This is a genomic window from Streptococcus chosunensis (genome assembly GCF_003626515.1).
Classification (GTDB): Bacteria; Bacillota; Bacilli; order Lactobacillales; family Streptococcaceae; genus Streptococcus; species Streptococcus chosunensis.
The window spans coordinates 163,577-186,664 of the sequence record NZ_RBCK01000001.1 but is presented as its reverse complement, the minus strand read 5'-3'; the positions used below and the strand labels follow the sequence as shown (position 1 = coordinate 186,664).

Below are 23,088 nucleotides of genomic sequence, written 5' to 3'. Positions count from 1 at the left end.
TATAAGTTTTTAGTCCTCTTTTTTCTTGCGTGCCACAAGACCAAATCCACTCAATACTCCAAGAAGTCCAAGTGCTGCTAGGCTAGCATGATCTTCTGTACCAGTGTTAGGCAATTCTTTTTGACCTTCAACATATTTAGGTGTTGCTGGTTTAGCAGTTGTCGCAGATACTGGTTGAGCAGTTGTGTCAGTTGCTACTGTTGTGTCTGCTTGAGCTGGTGCCGCTGGTTGAGTTTGATTTGGTGTTGCTGGTTGTCCTGGTTCTGCTGGAGCTGTTGGAGCTGCAGGTTGTTCAGAAGCAGTTGGTCCAGCAGGTTGTGGCGTTGCCACTTTCTTGTAGTGGTGTACAAGATTTCCATTTGGATCTTTTGTAGTTGTTACGTATTCGTAACCTGAAATTCCTTTTGGAGCTTGTGCTCCTTTTTCACTTGGTGCGATATCTTTACCATTTTCGTCCACATAGTAAGTCACAACTTGTTCAGGTTGCGGTTTTGGTTGTGGAGTATAACCGTCCTGATCACCATTTGGAGTTACATTTGGAATGTAATTAATTGGTGTATCCTCACCTGGATTTGTTGGGATATCTGGACTGATGTATCCTTTTGTTGGATCATTTGGATCAACTGGTTTAAGTGGTTGACCATTTCCATCAACAGGTGTATGACCTGGTACGTATGGAAGAACAGGTTTATCACTTCCTGGTTTTGTTGGATCTTGTGGATCATTTGGATACTTGATTGGGTTAGTTGGTTGACCTGGGATATTTGGAATCCATGATCCGATTGGTTTGTACACGTATGTTACTGTTGAACCATCTGTGCCAATCTTACCTTTAGCATCTCCATCTACACGAACAAGTAGGTGTCCTGGAATAACTTTTCCACTTGTTGTGTACTCATCTCCTACTTTTCCTTCTGTTGTTTCTGCAGGGATTAAGTCTTTTCCTTTTTCATCTACATATTTAACTACTAGGTTAGCTTTGTTTGCTACGTAGTTAATTACTGTATCTTGACTTGGATCTGTTGGGATGTTTGGTACTACATATCCTTTTGATGGATCTGTTGGATCAACTGGTTTAAGTGGGTTGCCATCTTTATCTTCTGGAGTGAATCCTGGAACGTATGGTAACACTTCTGTCGGTTGTCCTGGTTTTGTTGGATCTTGTGGGTCATTTGGATACTTGATTGGGTTAGTTGGTTGACCTGGGATATTTGGAATCCATGATCCGATTGGTTTGTAGGTTACTACTTCTTTAGTATTTTCTGAGTCTGCAGTTACTTTTGTAGTTGGTACTGTTGCTTTATCAGCTAAGTATCCGTCTACTTTTGGTGATTTCACTTCAGGTAAGTCTTTAGCTTCTGACCAGTCTCCGTATGTAACCTCACCTGTAACCAAGTTGACTTTAGCTTCACGTGTGAATTTAGCTTCTTGTGTTACTGTTTTCGGAGTTCCATCTTCATTTAACACTGGAGTTCCATCTGCGTATACGTATGTGATTGTACGTGTGACAGTTTTGTTTAGATCTTTTTCTTCAAGTCCAGCTGGGTATTTAGGTCCGTCTGGGTTGTTTGGATCTACTGGAGTTCCTGGTGTTTTTGGTTGATCTGGTGTTACTGGTACTACACGTTCTTTAAGTGTTACTTTGAACTCTTGATCAGTATCTTTATCTTTATCGAACTTACCACCTTCTGGGTATGTATTAGAAACTAATTCATATCCTTTGTTTTCAAGTTCTTTGATTTTCGCTTTTACGTCAGCTTCTTTTGTAAGTGGCGTATCTGAGTCACCTTCTTCAGTAATAGCATCAACACCTGGAATTGGGTTTCCTTTTTCATCTACGAAAGTCGTTTTCGCTTTTTGAGTATCTTTTACGTAGTTGATTGGTGTATCTTGACTTGGATCTGTTGGAAGATCTGGTACGATATATCCTTTTGTTGGATCTGCTGGATCTACTGGTTTAAGTGGTTGATCATTTCCATCTTTTGGAGTCATACCTGGTTCGTATGGAAGAATTGGTTTATCTCCTGGTTTTGTTGGATCATTTGGATTATTTGGATATTTGATTGGTGTCGGTGTTTTACCTGGAATATTTGGTACCCATGATCCTAATGGTTTGTATGTTACCACTTCCTTAATATCTTCTGAATCACCTGTTACATTTACCAGTGCTACACTTGCTTTATCAGCTAAGAAACCTGTTACTACTGGTGATTTAACTTCAGCTAAGTCTTTAGCTTCTGACCAGTCTCCGTAATTCACTTCACCTGTAACTAAGTTTACTTTTGCTTCACGTGTGAATTTAGCTTCTTGTGTTACTGTTTTCGGAGTTCCATCTTCATTTAACACTGGAGTTCCATCTGCGTATACGTATGTGATGGTACGTGTTACTGTTTTGTTTAGATTTTTTTCTTCAAGTCCAGCTGGGTATTTAGGTCCGTCTGGGTTGTTTGGATCTACTGGAGTTCCTGGTGTTTTTGGTTGATCTGGTGTTACTGTAACTTCTTTAGCTTTAAGTGTTACTTTGAACTCTTGATCTGTATCTTTATCCGTATCGAACTTACCACCTTCTGGGTATGTATTAGATACTAATTCATATCCTTTGTTTTCAAGTTCTTTGATCTTAGCTTTAACATCAGCTTCTTTTGTTAATGGAGTTTCTGATCCACCTTGTTCAGTAATTTCAGCTACTCCTGGAATTGCATTTCCTTTTTCGTCTACGAATGTTGTTTTCGCTTTTTGGATTGCTGTGTATTTAACAACATATTCGTAATCTTCATCTGTAGCTGTTGTTGCTTGTACTGGGACTTTTTCAACACTTGCGATGTAACCTTCTTTTTGAGGTACTGCAAGTTCTGGAAGATCAGTGCTTTGTCCATCAGTTCCTTTCCAGTTAATGTAAACTGGTCTGTCATTAGAGTTAATTACCGCTTTACCTTCTGCAGTTAACTTGATTGAACCTGTGTAGCTTACAGTTTGTTTTTCTGGTGGGAATACTTCTGTACCTGCAAGACCTTTAACATCATCCGCATATACAAATTTAATTGTACGGTTTACTTCTTCTACTTTTGTTTTCTTAACGTAATCATAATTTACTGGGTTAACAAATGCAGATCCATTTATACCTTTAGCTTTTAATTCTTCTTCAGAATATAAATCTCTTGCTCTTGTCTTCGTAACACTAAGTGTTCCTCTTGCATTTTCAGCAGGAAGGTCTGCAAGAATGTATTCTTCTCCATTAACTTCTTTAACTAAGTCTACATTATCATTACTTACATCATATTTGTTTCCAAGTACATTAGTATAATCTTTTGAACCATCTTCACTTAAAGGAATATTCCCCGTATATCTTGTTGGTTCAAAACCTATAACTTCACCTGTCACTAAATCTTTGAATGTTCTAACAACAGCTCCTGTTGGTGGCTCACCTTGAACTTTACCGTCACCTTGAACACTCCAACCATTTGGCACTGTAGTTATAACGTCTTCTTTTCCACCGTTAACAGATTCTCCACCTGATACAGTAAGAGTTGCTGCAGTTTTATCGTTTCCTACATAACCTTGTTTAATTAATCCATTTTCATAAGTAATATTAGAATATTCACTTGTTAAGGTTTTATCTTTTACTACTTTCTCAATACCTAAAGATTGAAGAGGCATAGAGACTATAGAATCTTCTTGAATAGTTCCTTCTGTAACAGTAAGCTCTAATTCCGTTGGTGAAATTAATCTAGGTGTTAATGTAAACCCACTATCACGACCATCTTGTAAAATCCATACATTGTTTTCATTAGCTCTAGCATTAGACCAACGATTTTGTGGGCGATAAGTAATACTATCTCCTTTATTAGGCTTAATAGTAGACGCTGTATTTAATCCATTTACAAAGTTAGAACTTCCTTCAAGTTCTTTAAATTCAGTAAAATCTGCATTTGGAAGTTTAATAGTGAATTTAGATCCTACTCCATAACGAACATCTGAATCAGTTTTTAATACGATTGAATCACTTCTACCTTTTAGTTCATTGTTAAGGTATGACAATCCATTGTTTTCACTTAGTGATGCACTCGTACCTTGTTTTTGATAGCTAGGTTGTTGCCCTTTTCTTGTATAAGTATGTTCCAGAACTGTACGCCCATCAATTTTAATAGTTGCTGTGTACGGAGTGTCTTTTGAAATTTGTGGAGCTAAATATCCATTACCTGATAAATTACTCGCTCCAAACGACACATTCGGATAGTCTTTTACTTTATCGTTCCACTCGATGTTGTAAGTATATGTACCAGTTTCGTTAGCTACCGCTGGTTGCTCAGCAACACGTTGGTCATAAGTCATACCACGTTGTGTACGTTGTGCCCAATATGGTACAGATTTGTTATTGTTGTTTCCTGTAGTTGTTTTAAAGTCGATAGATTTAACTTTACCAACTACTGTTCCATCAGTCGCTCTGATTTCAGTATCTTTTTTCAAACCAGCACCTAGCTCAGCTAAGTTAGTAAGTTCAATTTTTGTAATAGAACCTGCTTTAAGAGTTGATGTACTAATAGTAGTATCAAATCCCCATCCTGTAGGAGCCGTATTATCTGCATTCATATCAACATAAGCGTTTGTTACAGCTTTGACTGTTTCTCCATCTTTAAAAACATCTTTACCTGTAATTTTTGATGCAGTAGCAGCTAATACCGATTCTACTTTACCTGCATGGCCTGCACGTTTCATTTCCGTATAAACTGCTTCAATGGCAGCAGATAGACGGTTCACTTGGGCTACCATCTGATCTTTAGAAGCATCAGATGAAAGTAAACCTTTAGACGCTACTGCTTCAAGCTTCACTGCAGCAATTGCAGCTGACAATTTTTGTTTAGATGCATCATCTTTCACTTCTTTATCTGAGAAGTTTGAGGCTACTGTGCCCATAACATCAGCTTCTGAAGTCAATTGAGTAAGAACTGTCTTCACTTCATCTTGTGCTTTTTCTGTTGCAGCTTTTTCTGTTGCAGCTTTTTCAGGTGTTTCTTTGTCAGTTTTTTCTTTAGCTACTTCTTTTTTGTCAGCTTGCTCTTTACCAGATTTTTCTGTTGCAGCTTTAACGGTAACTTCTTTTTCTGCTACAGGTTTTGCTTCAGTTTTAGCGTCTTCTTTTACTTCAGGTTTTTCATCTGCTTTTACAGCATCAATTTTTAATTCTGGAAGTTCCTCCACAACTGGTGTTGTTATGGCTGAATCAGGTTTCTGTTTATCAGAATTTGTAACTTCTGGAGTTTTTGTAGAAGCAGTACTTGTTTCATCAGCTTTAACAGCGTTTGCTCCTAACAGAAGAGCAGTCCCCAAAAGAACACTAGCCGCACCAAAACTATACTTACGAATAGAAAAGCGCTGAGCTCTTCTACCATGGTATTTTTCCATTCTTGAATACATTTTTTCTCCTTTTTTAAAATATATGTTAATTGCAGAATTACACCCAAGTATTTAAACAACGCCTCCATTTCCAGCTTAATTTACAAATCAAAGCAGCTACACTTAGGTACTTAACTCCTAACTTACATTATAACATTATTTTAATTAAAATGTCTAAGTTTATATGCGAAATAGGCGATTTTTTCGATATATATATATATATATATATTAATATGTATTTTGGTAGAACTTTCAGCTAAAAAAATAAAAGGCCGATATGACCTTGTACTGCACCCCAAAAGTTAGACAGAAAAAATCTAACTTTTGGGGTGTTTTATTATGAAATTGAGTTATGATGATAAAGTTCAGATCTATGAACTTAGAAAACAAGGATATAGCTTAGAGAAGCTTTCAAATAAATTTGGGATAAACAATTCTAATCTTAGGTACATGATTAAATTGATTGATCGTTATGGAATAGAAATCGTCAAAAAAGGAAAGAATTGTTACTATTCTCCTGAACTAAAACAAGAGATCATTGATAAAGTTCTTCTTGAGGGGCATTCACAAATTAGGGCGTCTATGGATTATGCTCTTCCAAGTAGTGGATTACTTTCGAATTGGCTGGCACAATACAAGAAAAACGGGTATACTATTGTTGAGAAAACAAGAGGGAGACCACCTAAAATGGGACGTAAGCCAAAGAAGAGATTTGAAGATATGACAGAATTAGAACGTCTTCAAGCAGAAAATGAGTACTTGAGAGCGGAGAATGCCATTCTAAAAAAGTTGAGAGAACTCCGATTGAGGGACGAAAAGAAGCAAGAAGAAAAACGGAAATTGTTCAAGGACTTGTAACAGAGTTTTCTTTAGATATCCTTCTAAAGATTATTAAGCTTGCCCGTTCAACTTATTATTACCACTTAAAACAGCTGGATCAAAGCGATAAAGATTATGATATTAAAGCTGAAATTCAGTCAACTTATACTGAGCATAAAGGAAATTACGGCTATCGTCGCATGACTCTAGAATTACGAAATCGTGGCTTCGTAGTGAACCATAAGAAGGTGCAGCGTCTGATGAAAGTACTTGGTTTAACGGCTCGAATTCGCCGTAAACGGAAGTATTCTTCCTACCAAGGAGAGGTTGGCAAGAAAGCAGATAATCTTATTCAACGTCAATTTGAAGCAACCAAACCAATGCAAAAGTGCTACACAGATGTGACAGAATTTGCCATTCCAGCAAGCAGCCAAAAGCTTTATTTATCGCCAGTTTTAGATGGTTTTAACAGCGAAATCATCGCTTATAATCTTTCTACTTCGCCGAACTTAGTACAAATGAAAGCTATGCTAGAACAAGCCTTTACAGAGAACCATTACGAAAATACAATTCTCCATAGTGATCAAGGATGGCAATACCAACACGATTTTTATCATCATTTTTTAAAGAATAAGGGAATCCAACCATCTATGTCACGTAAGGGAAATAGTCCAGATAACGGTATGATGGAATCTTTCTTTGGCATTCTTAAGTCTGAAATGTTTTATGGTTATGAGAATACGTTTCAGTCACTTGAACACTTGGAACAAGCTATTGTAGACTATATTGATTACTACAACAACAAACGAATTAAGGTAAAACTAAAAGGACTTAGCCCTGTACAATACAGAACTAAATCCTTTGCTTAAATTAATTGTCTAACTTTTTGGGGTCAGTACACCTTTTACTGTGATTTTTTTATTTACGGTTTGATACGGTGTAACATACGTGGGAATGGAATAGCTTCACGGATATGTTTTGTTCCTGCTGCGAAGGTCACCATACGTTCGATACCGATACCAAATCCTCCGTGTGGTACTGTACCGTATTTACGAAGGTCAAGGTAGAATTCGTACTCTGTACGATCCATGCCAAGTTCATCCATCTTAGCAACAAGGGCATCATAGTCTTCCTCACGCATAGATCCACCGATGATTTCTCCATATCCTTCTGGTGCAAGCAAGTCTGCACAGAGCACGCGCTCTGGATTCCCAGGAACTGGTTTCATGTAGAAGGCCTTGATAGCTGCTGGGTAGTTCATGACAAATGTTGGCACACCAAAGTGGTTTGAAATCCAAGTTTCGTGTGGTGAACCAAAGTCATCACCATGCTCAAGATGTTCGTAGTCAGCATCTTCATCATTCTCATGCTCTTGCAAGAGGTCAATAGCTTGATCGTAAGTGATACGTTTGAATGGCTCTGCAATGTAGCGTTTCAGGAGCTCTGTATCACGTTCCAAAGTTTCCAAGGCTTGAGGCGCACGGTCAAGAACACCTTGAAGAAGAGCTTTAACATAAGCTTCTTGCAAGTCAAGTGACTCATCATGTGTCAAGTATGAGTATTCTGCATCCATCATCCAGAACTCAGTCAAGTGACGGCGCGTTTTTGATTTTTCAGCACGGAATACTGGACCAAAGTCAAATACACGACCAAGAGCCATAGCACCTGCTTCTAGGTAAAGCTGCCCTGATTGGCTCAAGTAGGCTGGAGTTCCGAAGTAGTCCGTTTCAAAGAGTTCAGTTGAGTCTTCCGCTGCATTTCCTGAAAGAATTGGGCTATCAAACTTCATGAAACCGTTCTTGTCAAAGAACTCATACGTTGCATAAATGATCGCGTTACGGATTTGCATCACCGCTACTTGCTTACGAGAGCGTAGCCACAAGTGACGGTTGTCCATCAAGAAGTCTGTTCCGTGTTCTTTTGGTGTGATTGGGTAGTCTTGAGATTCACCGATTACTTCGATGTCTGTGATATCCAACTCATAGCCAAACTTAGAACGTTCGTCTTCTTTGACAATACCTGTCACATAGACAGACGTTTCTTGGCTCAAGCGTTTGATGACATCAAACTTCTCAAGTCCCACTTCTTCACCAAATTTTTCTACAAAGTTTGGTTTAAAGGCCACACCTTGGAAGAAGGCTGTTCCGTCACGTAATTGCAAGAAGGCGATTTTCCCTTTTCCTGATTTGTTGGCAACCCAAGCGCCAATCGTCACTTCCTGACCAACATAGTCTTTTACATCAATAATCGTTACATGTTTTGTCATTATTTTTCCTTTTCTTTTTCTTTTATTTTTCCATAAATTCTTTCAAGCGTTTAACTGCTTCTTTAAGCGTGTCTAGGTCTGTCGCATAGCTGAGGCGGACATTTTCTGGCGCTCCAAAGCCAGCTCCTGTTATGAGTGCCAAACCAACTTCCTCAAGAATAGCTGTTGTAAAGTCAGTCACATCCGTATAGCCTTTCATCTCCATGGCCTTTTTGACATTTGGGAAGAGATAGAAAGCTCCTTGTGGCTTAACGACTTCAAAACCAGGGACCTCACATAATAGCGGATAAATGGTATTGAGACGCTCCTCAAAAGCCTGACGCATGATATCAACAGAATCCTGTGGTCCTGTTAAGGCTTCAATAGCCGCATATTGAGAAACAGATGTCAAATTTGAAGTTGTTTGTCCTGTCAATTTACTCATAGCTGCAATGATTTCCGGATCACCTACCGCATAACCAACTCGCCAACCCGTCATGGCATAGGCTTTAGATACACCGTTGATAACAATGGTTTGCTTACGAATTGCTTCTGATAGACTTGAGATTGGAACAAATTCATTTCCATTATAAACAAGGCGACCGTATATATCATCTGCTAAAATCAGAATGTCATGCTCAACTGCCCAATTTCCGATAGCTAGTAATTCTTCACGAGTATAGATCATACCAGTCGGATTAGATGGTGAATTGAGAACCAAAACCTTTGTTTTATCTGTCCTAACTAGTTCTAGTTGATCCACCGTGACTTTAAAATCATTGTCTTCTTTAGCTTGAACAAAGACTGGAATCCCTTCTGCCATCTTGACCTGGTCTCCATAACTAACCCAGTATGGAGTTGGAATAATAACCTCATCTAAAGGATTGATCACAGCCATAAAGAAAGTATAGAGGGAGAACTTGGCACCTGTGGCAAAGGTAACCTCATTACTTGCTACAGAATAGCCATAGTAGCGCTCGAAGTAGGTATTCACTGCAGCTTTTAATTCTGGTAGACCTGAAGCTACTGTATAGAAGGAAGCCTGTCCTTCTCGAATAGCTTTAACTGCTGCATCCTGAATATTTTCAGGAGTGTGAAAATCTGGTTGTCCCAAGGTCAAGAAAAGGACATCCTTACCTTGAGCTTTTAATTTTTTTGCTCTCGCATCACTAGCTAAAGTGACACTTTCTTCCATTTCTAAAACACGGTTGGATAGTTTCATAGGCCCTCCTTATTGACCAATGCTCCTGTTTCAAAATCTACTAGATAAAAATCAGAGCCTGACTTGACTTCCCAGATTGGCTTGTCTTGATAACGGCCAAAGGTAATCTTGTCAATCTCGCCAGCTCCTTTTTCCTTAGAAAGAGCTTCTGCTTTTTCTTGTGAAACACCCTGATTTAGCTGATAAACGTAAATCTTATGGTCATCTTTTCCAATCAGGACAGCAAGTGCTTCTTGTTTTTTATTACGACCAAGAACGCTATAATAGGATTCCAAGCCATTGTATAAGTCAACCTGATCAGCCTGCTCTAATCCTGCATACTGCTGAGCTAATTTTTCTCCTTCACTTTTAGCTGTTTGATAGGGTTTCATGCCAAGAGAAACCAGATACAGAAAGGAAGCACTGATAACCACAAACAAAATCGTCATCCCTAGACCATACTGCCACAGTAGATTATTTTTTGCTTTTTTTTGTCTTTTTTTCACTCGTCTATTTTACCATCTATTAAACTTTATTACAAGTGAATATAAGAATACTCTTCGAAAATCAAATTCAAACCACGTCAGCTTCGCCTTGCCGTACTCCAGTACAACCTGCGGCTAGCTTCCTAGTTTGCTCTTTGATTTTCATTGAGTATAAGCAACCAATTCTATTTCTTCCTTCAAAGTAAACCGATTTTTCTTGCTTAAAACCGAGAGAGAAAAGTAAAGACACAAGCGAAATCACCGTATTAAAAAACCTGAGCTTGCACTCAAGTTTTCAGAAATTCTTTTAATCTATGGAATCATTTTATCATCTATTCTTTTAGCCATTTTTCCTAAAAAGATAGTCAGTAGAAGGCTAATCATGACTAAAAAGGATCCTAGATAAAGAAATGTTACTACAAAGCCTAAATTGTCAATCAACCAGCCTGTCAGTGGGAAGAACACAATCATACTTAGACTAAACATCATAGAGTAGACACTCAGCATGGTTGCCCTTACTTCACTTGGGAGCCGCTCTTGTAAATCATTGTCAAAAATCGGCTGAAAAAGAGCATATAGAGCATTACTAATCAAATAAACCAAAATATAGATTAGAGGTGTTCCAAAGTAGGACAGCAGGTAGGTAACTCCAGTCAGCAGGACGAGAATAGGGAAAATCTTCAAGGCGGCATATCTCTTTCCAATCTTACTCGCTAGATAGACTGCGACGATATTCAAGAGACTTCCAAGTAGCATAACTGCTGAAATTTGCCAACTACTTAAATCTGGTAACTGATTTTGATAGTAAAAATAAAACATGCACATGAGTGTACCAACAATCTGAGACAAAATCATCCAGTTGAAGAGCATGGGATTTCGCTCCAACTCTTCCTTAACAGTCCACATAATCTGTTTCATGGTCACACTATCAGTTTTTTCTAGCTTGACACTGGGCTCTTTCAGCATCAAAATCAAGACAAGAACTATGATAGAAGTGGCAATCATGATATAGTAGGTCAGGTGCAATTGACCATGGACAAAAAATCCCGCCAACACTGTCCCCAAAGAACGAGTTCCTTCTGCTACTCCTGACATGAAACTTGAAATGGATAGATAGCGCTCCTTTAGCCCAGCCTCTACAGCCGAGTCATAGACCATTGCTGCACTTGTTCCTGAATCAAAATTATAAGACAAGGCACTTATCGCCATAGCTAGCGCATAAATCCAAAAATTTCCCTGCCCAGCCAACATAAGAATAGAAGACACAATCCCTGCTATACGACTTAAATAAAGGTTGGTCTTATAGGAATAGCGGTCAGCTAACATACCAGATGGAATTTCACAGAGAAGACTGGTCGTATGAAAAATACTCTCCAGAAGTCCAATCTGCCAAAGAGACATTCCGTTTTGACTGAGAAAGAGAATCCAAAAACTGGTAATCCCTAGAAATGCAAAAAACTCAACTCCGGCCATCAGGCCAATATTTTTCCGATAATTTCTTATTAACATCTTTTCTCCTTAACAAGTGTATTATTATTTCTTTTGTCCGTCACTTGTTAATCTTTGCCTTACATGATCTCCACCCCTTTTAGAAGCATTCTTCAATGCCATTATTGTTCCTTTAATGATTTATGAAATGATACCGGAAAATAGCTGTTCTGCGGTTTCTATTGCTAGTTTTCTTGTTTATTTTAGCACTTATGTCATTATATTACAAGAGAATATTGGAATACTCCTATAAAATCAAAGAAAACTAAAATCCAAAAAACAGTTCTTACTTTTCCAGTGGCAACTGACTAGAGTTTCAGCAATTTTATAATTTTCAAATAAACTCTGAGCAAATTTCTTGCAAGTCCTTTTGTTTTGTTGTAATATATTTTATAACAACGAGAGACTTCTCGGAAATTTAAGAAAAAGGAGACACATCATGTCTAAAAAAGTATTATTTATCGTCGGATCACTACGTCAAGGTTCTTTCAACCACCAAATGGCTCTCGAAGCTGAGAAAGCACTTGCTGGTAAAGCAGAGGTTAGCTACCTTGATTATTCAACCCTTCCTCTCTTCAGCCAAGATTTGGAAGTTCCAACACATCCAGCTGTAGCTGCTGCTCGTGAAGCAGTTCTCGCTGCGGATGCCATCTGGATTTTCTCTCCAGTCTATAACTTCTCTATCCCTGGTATGGTGAAAAACTTACTTGACTGGCTATCTCGCGCTCTTGACTTATCTGATACACGTGGCGCTTCTGCCCTTCAAGACAAGTTTGTTACCGTATCATCTGTAGCCAATGCAGGTCACGATCAACTCTTCGCTATTTACAAGGACCTTTTGCCATTCATCCGTACACAAGTCGTTGGTGACTTTACTGCTGCACGTGTCAATGACTCTGCCTGGGCAGACGGAAAATTGGTTCTTGAAGAAACAGTCCTAAACTCACTTGAAAAACAAGCTCAAGACTTGTTCGTAGCAATTCAATAAAAAATAGAAAATTTTAAGAAGTCCTTAATATAAAAATGAGCCACTTTAAATTTAAAGTTGCTCATTTTTTGTGCTATTTAATACTATACTACTAGTTAAATCAGTATTAACACTTTATATTTAGCGATGTCTTCTAGCATGACCACGAGTTCCTGGTCCAGTTCTAATTGGTTTAACTTGTTTACCTGGACGTGAAGGAACATGGTGTACTGGTCCATGATGAGGTCTCGTTAAATGCGGTTTAGGCTGAACACTTGGTTTTGGATGAGTAACAACTACGTTTGGTTTTGTAACAACTCCGACCACATGCGTGTGGCTAGTGGTGCCAGTATGAATGACACTTGTCACCTCTGAATGAGTTTCAGTTTCATTTGTTGTAATAGTGACAATCGGTGTTGTTGGACCCGCTGTTGCCGCATTTGAGGTAACAGTGGTTGTCGTTGTAGTTGTAGTCGTAGCCGTTCCACCAGGAACAGGTTTTGTCTCTGTTTTCTTATTAACAGATGTTTGTGAAGAAAAATCTGTTGGTTTAATTGCAGCCAAGGCTTCAGCTGGAGTTAAGCTAGGTTTTGAATCAGTAGTCGCTACCGGTTTTGGTTGCACAGCTGGTGTTGGTGTAGCTGGAGTAGATACTACTGGTTTAACAGGTGTTACCGGTGCAGGGGCTACTGGTTTCACTGGAGCAACTGGTTGTGGTGTGGCAACAGGCGCTGGAGTTACTGGTGTCGAAATTACTGGTTTGACTGGTGTTGATGGTGCTACCGGTTTTGGTTTAACTACAAGTGCTGGCTTAGCCGGAGTTGACACTGCTGGTTTAACCGGTGTTACTGGTTTTACCGATACGACGGGTTTTGCAACAATTGGTGATGATGCAACAACTGGATTCGGAACAGTCAAAACTGGTTTGATAGAAATTCCATTCCCTAGACTAGAAGGAGTTGCTGCAATAGTTGTTACTCCTTGTGGAGTGACATTTGGTTTATGAACAGTCGTATCCACTGACGCTACTGGTTTATCATCAATTCTTGTGATTTTCCAATTATCATAAATAACTGCACCAGTAACGAGGTTAACTCTCGCCACTCTTTCAAAAACTACAGATCGAACTACATCTTTGAAAGCTTGTTTGCCATCTTTTTGATATTTGTAGTGAATCGTCTGCTTGGTCATTTTTCTCAGTGTATCTAAATTTTCAACCGATTTAGGCCAAACAGGTGACAATGCATCTCCTGCTACTAATGGATTTCCAGCAATTGGTTTTGGATCATCTGCTGTAACAGTCACAACTTTTTCGATTAATTGAACTGAGAATACTTGATCAGTTTGTTTTTCACTGTCGAAACGTTTATCATTAGCATTTGCAAAACCATCATGTACTAATTCATATCCTTGTTTTAGGTACTGATTAATACGAGTTTTTGAATTATAAACAATTGTTTCACCTGGAAGACCAACTACACTATCCACATTTCCTAAAACTTTAGGACTTGTTTCTGTTTGATTGAGGTATTTAACCTGTGCTTTTTGTTGAGCAAGATAATCATAAACAACATGGATATCAGCCTGTGTCAAATATCCCTTACTATTAGCAGGTGTTTGTGACAAGACATATACTACACCATCTTTTTCGAAACGTTCAGGAACTTTAGCAGTCACATCATAGTTATTTCCCAACAAGTTAATGAGATTTGAACTCTTATCATGTGGTGTATTGAATGTTTCTAAAATAGCTTGACTTGTTTTATCACGATACTGAATATCAACTTTACCAAATTTAGCTTCTTCGTACACAGCTACCACGTTAGCTTGAGCTCGTGTAATCGTACCAGATGTCTTCGTATTGCTATAGAAACGATCATTCTGTGCATATTCTTTAAAGACATAATATTTACCATTTGGTGAATGCAATAAATAAGGTGCTGTGATAGATGTTGTTTGAATTCCTTTGTTTTCTTGAACTTCTGTCTCAGTTGTATTTCTCTCTAAAGTAGCTACATAGCTAGTATCAATTTTGGTAGATGGTCTTACAGTAGTGAATTTGTCTTGAAGGATACCTCCATTTTCCACCGCTGCAATGGCAGGAAGAAGCATTTTCCCTTGAGTATCAACGAAGCGAACGGCTACATCTCCATATACAAGGCGTCCATCTGTTCTTACCATATCTGGATTGGCAATTTTCCAATCAGAATCAGCAGCTTGTTCGTATTGGTCTGTAAGATTTTTACCTTTGGCATCAACAACTGTCAATGTCCCTGGAACATTTGATTTAAAACCATTTCTAGCTTCATTCAGATAATTAACTGTGTGACTTGTCGGAACACGGTCAACTCCAAAGTCTTTTGTACGTAATACATAAGTTCTTCCAGCCAACATCTTTCCAGATACCAATTCAAAGGTTAATTCATTATCTGCTGCCTTAAGAATCTTGAATTTGGCATGTTGACCAGGCTCTTCACGAGGTGCCTCCAAAATAACATTATGGCGATTTACCCTTGTTCTTGATGTATCAGGGCTAGTATTTATCATTTCGACATTGTGGGCACCACGTTCAACAAATTCACCGACAGTAGCAAACTTATTGAATTCTGTATCATTGATACGAACAGTGAAACGGGTTCCTGCACTAAAGTTTGACTTCCATGTTCCGATACGAAGAGTGCTGTTATATGTTTTGATACTGCCATCATCATCCAACATAACATCACCTGTGAAGTTAGCTGTAGCTGGTGTATCATAAACTTTAGGTGCTCCTATATCTGTTTTAATCACAGTGTAATTCTTAGTGACTACATTTTGACCATTAACTGAAATCACACCAGTTACAGACTTATCCACGTTCACTCGAGGATAACGAATTCCACCTCTGTATTGAAGTTCAAAAGTAACATCATCTAGGCGTTCAATTTCATCAGTGAATCTGTAAGTTGCTTCAATATGACTTCCTTTGTCAACTAAATCCCATGATTCTTTTGTGTCCAGAGCAACGTCACGATCTCCACGTGAAGCCCAATATGAAAGGCTTCCAGCTTTGGCATTATCATTTTTCTGAACCAGACTCACTCGTTCTGCAAAAACTTTACCTTCAGCAACCAATTTTTGAGGAAGATTATTATCTTGTGGCAATTCCTTCAAACCAATTGTAAAGATATCCCCCTTATGATAGGCACCATTTTTAAATTTTAATTGGAAGCGATAATCAGCAATACCTGTTGAAGTTACACGGTCTGCCATATCAATTGTACCACTGGCAATAATATTTCCATTATCGATAGCTACATCTTGTGTTTGAGTCGGCGATAGACTAGCGCTAATTTTCTTGCCATATCCTGCACGTTGTAACTCAGTATACACTGTTTCGATAGCTGAATACAGTTGATTTAATTGAGTCTTAAGATTTTCTGCACTAACAGATGAATCTTTCAACAAGGCTTTTGATTGTGAAATCTGAATGGTAGCTGCCTTAACAGCTTCTTGAACCAGGGCTTTTTCTTCAGCTTTACGTTCTGCTTCCTGAGAATAACGTAAAGCGACTTGATTTAAAACTTCTGCTTCTGATACAACCTGATCAAGAGTAGTTTTTTCGACTGATTTTTCTTCTTTTACCTTTTCACTTGAAGCAGGTGAAGTAGTTTTTTCTTCACTAGGCTTAATTTCTTTAGAAGTGAATTCTTTTGAGTCAGAATTTTTTGTCTCAGCTGCTACTTTAGATTCTGCTTCCTTATTTAGAAGGGCATTGACATCTAATTCTTCTTTTTCCAAAACTGGAGCTTGAAGAGCGAAAGGCAATTCTGCTATTTTTTCCTCTGAATGTTTTTGCTTGGTCACATCTGATTTTTTAGAGACTTTTTGTTCTTCTTTTTCAGTTCGATGTGAATCTACTTTTTGTTCGTCTGCACTCACATTTGAATAAGTACCAAAAACCATCAAGGCAGCTACAGCAACAGATACTGCACCAAAACTTGATTTTCTAATGGAATACTTGTTTACCTTATTCATTTGATTCCGTTTTACTCTTGAATACATATATTTTCTCTCTAACTTTTTATGATAAAAAAGGGAGTGGAATTGATGCTGTATTGACATACATTCTCACTCCCTAAAACACTACACTTCCAATATTTTGTTGTCTAGAGTTTTGTTTTGATTTTATTCATCTCGTTTTGATTTTCCAACTAAACTGAATCCAGCAAATAGGCCAAGTACTCCTAGAACTTGAGCCATACCAGAAGAGTGACCCGCAGTTTTTGGAAGTTCTTTTTCCTCCTCTTTTGGAGCTGGGGTAGAGGTTGGAACTGGAGTTGGCGTAACTTGTGGAGTTGGGGTTGGAGTCGGAATTGGAGTTGGGGTAACTTGTGGAATTGGTTGAACATTTCTATAAGTTACAGTTACAACTTGATTATCCGTTTCTGCTGTAATTCCTTGAACCGAATCTACTTTAGCAAGATCAGGTTTGTATCCTGCAATGGTTGGAGACACCACTTCTTCAAAACTTGTCACTCCATCTTTAGAAACCCAAGATGTACTTGTAGTCTTACCTGTTACATTATCGATACTCAGCATACGTGAAAAGCTTACTTGTTCATGATGATCTTCACTTGCTTTTGTACCATCTGCAAATACATAATGAATCGTTCTTTCCACAACTTTTGGAGCATCTTTTTTAACAGTGATTTTATGTTTCAATAGAACTGTATATTCTTGAACTTTTGTTTCATCTGTATCAAAAGTTGCATCTGCAGGGAAACCATCTTCCTGTAATAAGTACCCTTTTTCAAGCAACGATTTCAAAACAGTTTCTGTCGTATAGGCAATCTTTTCTCCTGATTTACCAGTAATATTGTCTGTATGAACGACTTCATTCTTGTTATCAACATCTATGTAACGAACAACTGCAACTTGTTCTGTCTTGACGTAAGTTACCTTTGTATCTTCACCTGGATTTTCAGGTGTAACACTTGTACGCTCTGGTTTGTAGCCTACAATTTCAGGTACTGCTGTTTCTCCAGCTTTACGAGGATCATTTGCATCATTCATGTATTGTGGTTGAGGAGCATTTACAATTACATTTCCAGAAGCATCTACTGGAATGATTTTACCCAAAACTTTATATGTAACTGTATCAGTTGCTTTTGGTAAATCTGGCGTAACTGTCTTGCCACCAGCTTCTGCTTTATTAGCGAAATACCCTGTCACAACTGGTACTTTAACTGTTCCATAGGTATGGTCCTTATTTTCCCAAGTTGTTTCTTTAGTCGCTTCATTATATGATCCCTTGAAGACAAAATCATTTTGCACATTATCTTTAGGAGTTGCAGAACCTGCCCCAGTAAAGCTTACAGTTTGCTCTGTTTCCTTAGATACTGAATCAATAATTTCGTTATATGTTACAAAGGTATCTTTTCCGATGCGATCAGGATCAGATTCATCATTTGGTTCGATTGTCTTGTCAACAATATTATATCCCCAAACAGTTGGTTGCGTATTATTTAATACATGGAATTTTGGAGCCGCAGGAATTTTTGTTTCCGCTGCTTTTGTTGCATCGTTTGGATCATTATCATAGTACTTATAGAGAGCGTCTTCAATGTTTTGTACCACCTCTCCTTGTTCATTGATATATTGTCCTTTATTATTGACTGCTACAATACGTCCCATTTCTTTCAAGTCAACATTAACTTCTGTATCTTGAGGAGAATTTGGGTTAACCTCCATCGTTCCTACTTTATTCACAGTAGCATAGAATTTTGGTGTAATAGGAGTTCGTACTGCTTTGAACACTGCATTAACAGATGAATCAGCTTCTGAATTAGTTGAACTATCTGGCTCTGCTACAGTGGCACGTTTACCTCTTGATGAACGACGTACTGAACGCTCACCATTTTCTGTCACAGTTAAGCCTAATGGAGACTCTTGAGAATTAGTAACTTGTGGAGCTAAAGCTAGTCTTACACTAGATGATCTTACAACTCTTGTTACACTGTTATTTGCTACTGTAGGAGTTGTAGCTGATGGTTGAGATGCTACTGGAGCTACAACATCTTGGTTTTTAATACCAGTAATCTTCCATTGTTCATAATTGATATCACCAGAAACCAAATTCACAAGAGCATTTCTTTCATAGCTGATATGTTGATCAATCGTTCCATATGCAGCTTTTCCATTTTTAAGGTAACGGAAGTTGATACGACGACTTATTGTTTGAGTCAATTTCTCCATTCTCTCGACAGTACGTGGCCAATTTGGTGTATTTGGTTGTCCTGGATTGACTGGTGTGTTTGGTTGTGGTTTAGGATCTTTCGGTGTTACACGTTCGACACGTTCTGAAAGGGTTACAGTGTAGACTTGGTCACGTGCTGTATCATAGTCATAAACCTTAGCACCACCCGCTGTGAATTCATCGCTGACAAGGTTATAGCCTTGTTTCTTGAATTCTGTGATTTGACTTGTTGTGCTGTAGGCAATGGCTTCTCCTGACTTACCTGTTACTTCATCTGTTGTGAGAACACGGTTACCGTTAGTGCTTACATAACGGATAACAGCTTTTTGAGCATCCTTACGGTAAGTAACTGTTTCAACACGGTCTTGGTCTTTCGCTTGAACTCCACTTACAGCTGGGATTTCTGATTTATCCGCTGTGTAACCTGCGATGGTTGGAGATACCACTTTATCAAACGTATCATCATTAGTTGTCCAGTCTTGGAAGAAAATCTGACCAGTTACTAGGTTAATACGACTCCAACGTTTGAAGTTCAGTGTTTCAACCACATCATCCTTAGCCTTACTTCCGTCTTCGTAAACGTAATGGATGGTACGGCTAACACTTTCCTTGTTATCCAAGTTTTCAACGGTTCCTGGCCAACGTGGGCTATCTGGTTGTCCTGGATTGACTGGTGTGTTTGGTTGTGGAGTTGGGTTATCTGGGTTAACTGGTTCAACACGTTCTGAAAGGGTTACAGTGTAGACTTGGTCACGTGCTGTATCGTAGTCATAAACCTTAGCACCACCCGCTGTGAATTCATCGCTGACAAGGTTATAGCCTTGTTTCTTGAATTCTGTGATTTGACTTGTTGTGCTGTAGGCAATGGCTTCACCTGACTTACCTGTCACTTCATCTGTTGTGAGAACACGGTTACCGTTAGTGCTTACGTAACGGATAATAGCTTTTTGAGCATCCTTACGGTAAGTAACTGTTTCAACACGGTCTTGGTCTTTCGCTTGAACTCCACTTACAGCTGGGATTTCTGATTTATCCGCTGTGTAACCTGCGATGGTTGGAGATACCACTTTATCAAACGTATCATCATTAGTTGTCCAGTCTTGGAAGTCAATATGACCTGTTACCAAGTTAACATTGCTCCAACGTTTGAACTGAAGAGTTTCAACTACATCATCCTTAGCCTTACTTCCGTCTTCGTAAACGTAATGGATGGTACGGCTAACACTTTCCTTGTTATCCAAGTTTTCAACGGTTCCTGGCCAACGTGGGCTATCTGGTTGTCCTGGATTGACTGGTGTGTTTGGTTGTGGAGTTGGGTTATCTGGGTTAACTGGTTCAACACGTTCTGAAAGGGTTACAGTGTAGACTTGGTCACGTGCTGTATCGTAGTCATAAACCTTCGCACCACCTGCTGTGAATTCATCACTAACAAGCTTGTAACCTTGTTTCTTGAATTCTGTGATTTGACTTGTAGTGCTGTAGGCAATGGCTTCACCTGACTTACCTGTCACTTCATCTGTTGTGAGAACACGGTTACCGTTAGTACTTACATAACGGATAACAGCTTTTTGAGCATCCTTACGATAAGTAACTGTTTCAACACGGTCTTGGTCTTTAGCTTGAACTCCACTTACAGCCGGGATTTCTGATTTATCCGCTGTGTAACCTGCGATGGTTGGTGATACCACTTTATCAAACGTATCATCATTAGTTGTCCAGTCTTGGAAGTCGATATGACCTGTTACCAAGTTGACATTGCTCCAACGTTTGAAGTTCAATGTTTCAACCACATCATCCTTAGCCTTGCTTCCATCTTCGTAAACGTAATGGATGGTACGGCTAACACTTTCCTTGTTATCCAAGTTTTCAACGGTTCCTGGCCAACGTGGGCTATCTGGTTGTCCTGGATTGACTGGGGTGTTTGGTTGTGGAGTTGGGTTATCTGGGTTAACTGGTTCAACACGTTCTGAAAGGGTTACAGTGTAGACTTGGTCACGTGCTGTATCGTAGTCATAAACCTTCGCACCACCTGCTGTGAATTCATCACTAACAAGCTTGTAACCTTGTTTCTTAAATTCATTGATTTGACTTGTTGTGCTGTAGGCAATGGCTTCACCTGACTTACCTGTCACTTCATCTGTTGTGAGAACACGGTTACCGTTAGTACTTACATAACGGATAACAGCTTTTTGGGCATCCTTACGATAAGTGACTGTTTCAACACGGTCTTGGTCTTTAGCTTGAACTCCACTTACAGCTGGGATTTCTGATTTATCCGCCGTATAACCTGCGATGGTTGGAGAGACCACTTTATCAAACGTATCATCATTAGTTGTCCAGTCTTGGAAGAAAATTTGACCAGTCACTAGGTTAATACGACTCCAACGTTTGAAGTTTAGAGTTTCAACCACATCATCCTTAGCTTTGCTTCCATCTTCGTAAACGTAATGGATAGTACGGCTAACACTTTCCTTGTTGTCCAAATCATGAACAGTTGCTGGCCAACGTGGGCTATCTGGTTGTCCTGGATTGACTGGAGTGTTTGGTTGTGGAGTTGGGTTATCTGGGTTAACTGGTTCAACACGTTCTGAAAGGGTTACAGTGTAGACTTGGTCACGTGCTGTATCGTAGTCATAAACCTTCGCACCACCTGCTGTGAATTCATCACTAACAAGCTTGTAACCTTGTTTCTTGAATTCTGTGATTTGACTTGTAGTGCTGTAGGCAATGGCTTCACCTGACTTACCTGTCACTTCATCTGTTGTGAGAACGCGGTTACCGTTAGTACTTACATAACGGATAACAGCTTTTTGATTTTCTTTTTCAATGACTACATTAGAATCTTTACCAACAGCATCTAAATCACTATCATCGTTTGGATCAATAGTTTTAGTTTCTGCATCATATCCGCGAATAGATTGGTTGTCACTAATTTTCCAACCAACTGGTACTTGAGGAATTTCAGTAACATCTGCTCTTGTTGTGTCATTAAAATCATTTTTGTATTGTCTACGGACAGCTGCTTCTTTATTTTCTACTACTTCACCATTTGAATTGATGTAATGTCCATCTTTGTCGACTAAATTGATATAACCTAAGTCTTTATACCAAACGTTGACAACTGTTTCATTTATATAGTCTGGGTTAACTGTTAACTCATCAACACTCTTGGCATCTGCGTAAAAACCTGGATTAACTGGGGTCATAACTTTCTTGAAGGTATAATCCAAATCTCCGATAGCACGTTTCCGACGACGCGAACTACCTTGTGCGGCATGAGCCTCAATAGCACTCTTTAATCTTAAGCGTGCTTCTTGATCTAACGGAATATTCCACCCGCCTTTTTTATTTGCCTTTGCATCTTCAACTCGAAGCCCCTTTACAGGTTTTAAGGCAATTTTATCTTTTTCTTCTGACTCTTTGTCTACTTCAGAAGTTTGTTCAGCTACTTTTGATTCTGCATTTTTCTTTTCAGCAGATTCAATTTTGCTCACTACTTCAGTTTTATCAATAACTTTAGTCGTAGTCGTCCCTCTGAGTTCCAAAGCAATAACTGCAGCTTGAAGTTCAGACTCTGCTTGAGATAATTCTGATTCTGTCACATCTGCTTTATTTAGTAATTCTTTAGCAGATTGTATACTAGATTGAAGACGTTTTACACTTTCTTCAGTGTACAGTTTAATTTCCAATTTTTCTGCACGCGAAAGAGCCGCTGATAATTTTGTCTTATCAACAGCATTATTAGAAGGTACTTCTTCTTTCTGGCTTTTAGCTTCTTCAACTTTTTCTGCTGGTGCCTTAACATCTTCAGATTTAGTTGGAGTTACTTCCACTGGATTTGAAACAGATGGAGCTGCATAAGACTTCTCTGACTTAGTATTTGTACTTTGCTTTTCCGCAATCTTAGCAGAATCATCGAACTTATCAGCTTTAACTGTCTTTGTATTTTCAGAACCATTTTCATCAGCTTGTACAGTTTGAGCATTAGCAACTGATCCTAAGACCAAGGCTGTACCAAGTAAAACACTCGCTGCACCAAAGTGATACTTACGAATAGAAAATCGTTGTTGCATGCTATACCAGTCAAATGATTTCTTATGTGAATGTTTCATTTTGAACTCCTAAGTAATATTTTATAATTCCTACTCTACAACTATTTAATATATAAATCAACACTATCCAAGGAATTACTATATCGTATTTCTGATTTTCAGAGCCAGTTATTATATTCTCTTTTTTTTGAATCGTCGG

9 protein-coding genes are annotated in these 23,088 nt (G+C 38.7%); 2 read left to right on the top strand and 7 right to left on the bottom strand.

Annotation, left to right across the window (positions count from 1 at the left end; all coding sequences use genetic code 11):
• Window positions 1-9: 9 nt before the first annotated feature.
• Complete coding sequence (locus tag D7D54_RS00945; protein WP_120718611.1) at window positions 10-5,415, bottom strand: mucin-binding protein; 5,406 nt, start codon at window positions 5,413-5,415, stop codon at window positions 10-12.
• Between the two features lie 318 nt (window positions 5,416-5,733).
• Here D7D54_RS00945 and D7D54_RS00940 point away from each other — a divergent pair.
• A protein-coding gene (locus D7D54_RS00940) for an IS3 family transposase (RefSeq protein ID WP_120719018.1) occupies window positions 5,734-7,082 on the top strand; the annotation gives its coding sequence in 2 pieces (ribosomal slippage) (window positions 5,734-6,184 and window positions 6,184-7,082; 1,350 coding nt in all).
• A 53-nt stretch (window positions 7,083-7,135) separates the two neighbouring features.
• On the opposite strand, the gene asnS is transcribed toward D7D54_RS00940, so the two are convergent.
• The 4 genes from asnS to D7D54_RS00915 form a co-directional block, all read right to left on the bottom strand.
• Window positions 7,136-8,479, bottom strand: coding sequence for an asparagine--tRNA ligase (gene asnS, locus D7D54_RS00935; protein ID WP_120718610.1), 1,344 nt, complete (start codon window positions 8,477-8,479; stop codon window positions 7,136-7,138).
• 22 nt (window positions 8,480-8,501) lie between these two features.
• Window positions 8,502-9,680 carry a pyridoxal phosphate-dependent aminotransferase gene (locus D7D54_RS00930; RefSeq protein ID WP_120718609.1) on the bottom strand — a complete coding sequence of 393 codons (1,179 nt, stop codon included), beginning with the start codon at window positions 9,678-9,680 and terminating at the stop codon, window positions 8,502-8,504.
• Complete coding sequence (locus tag D7D54_RS00925) at window positions 9,677-10,165, bottom strand: cell wall elongation regulator TseB-like domain-containing protein (RefSeq protein ID WP_162496578.1); 489 nt, start codon at window positions 10,163-10,165, stop codon at window positions 9,677-9,679. The genes D7D54_RS00930 and D7D54_RS00925 overlap by 4 nt, the downstream gene beginning before the upstream one ends.
• Before the next feature lie 291 nt (window positions 10,166-10,456).
• On the bottom strand, window positions 10,457-11,653 hold the full coding sequence (locus D7D54_RS00915; RefSeq protein WP_120718608.1) for an MFS transporter: 1,197 nt from the start codon (window positions 11,651-11,653) through the stop codon (window positions 10,457-10,459).
• Window positions 11,654-12,071: 418 nt separating this feature from the next.
• On the opposite strand from D7D54_RS00915, the gene D7D54_RS00910 reads away from it, so the two are divergent.
• Window positions 12,072-12,620 (top strand): NADPH-dependent FMN reductase, encoded by a 549-nt coding sequence (locus D7D54_RS00910; RefSeq protein WP_120718607.1) that lies wholly within the window; start codon window positions 12,072-12,074, stop codon window positions 12,618-12,620.
• A gap of 120 nt (window positions 12,621-12,740) precedes the next feature.
• Here D7D54_RS00910 and D7D54_RS00905 read toward each other — a convergent pair whose 3' ends face one another.
• Together D7D54_RS00905 and D7D54_RS00900 are read right to left on the bottom strand one after the other, a co-directional pair.
• Window positions 12,741-16,616: a mucin-binding protein gene (locus tag D7D54_RS00905; RefSeq protein WP_120718606.1), complete on the bottom strand. Its 3,876-nt coding sequence runs from the start codon at window positions 16,614-16,616 to the stop codon at window positions 12,741-12,743.
• Between the two features lie 150 nt (window positions 16,617-16,766).
• Window positions 16,767-22,949, bottom strand: coding sequence for a mucin-binding protein (locus D7D54_RS00900; protein WP_120718605.1), 6,183 nt, complete (start codon window positions 22,947-22,949; stop codon window positions 16,767-16,769).
• Between the last annotated feature and the right edge of the window lie 139 nt (window positions 22,950-23,088).

Coding starts and splice junctions, on each gene's coding strand:
- D7D54_RS00930 (WP_120718609.1), bottom strand. CDS start 9,680: ATGAAACTATCCAACCGTGTTTTAGAAATGGAAGAAAGTGTCACTTTA.
- D7D54_RS00915 (WP_120718608.1), bottom strand. CDS start 11,653: ATGTTAATAAGAAATTATCGGAAAAATATTGGCCTGATGGCCGGAGTT.
- D7D54_RS00905 (WP_120718606.1), bottom strand. CDS start 16,616: ATGAATAAGGTAAACAAGTATTCCATTAGAAAATCAAGTTTTGGTGCA.
- D7D54_RS00910 (WP_120718607.1), top strand. CDS start 12,072: ATGTCTAAAAAAGTATTATTTATCGTCGGATCACTACGTCAAGGTTCT.
- D7D54_RS00945 (WP_120718611.1), bottom strand. CDS start 5,415: ATGTATTCAAGAATGGAAAAATACCATGGTAGAAGAGCTCAGCGCTTT.
- asnS (WP_120718610.1), bottom strand. CDS start 8,479: ATGACAAAACATGTAACGATTATTGATGTAAAAGACTATGTTGGTCAG.
- D7D54_RS00900 (WP_120718605.1), bottom strand. CDS start 22,949: ATGAAACATTCACATAAGAAATCATTTGACTGGTATAGCATGCAACAA.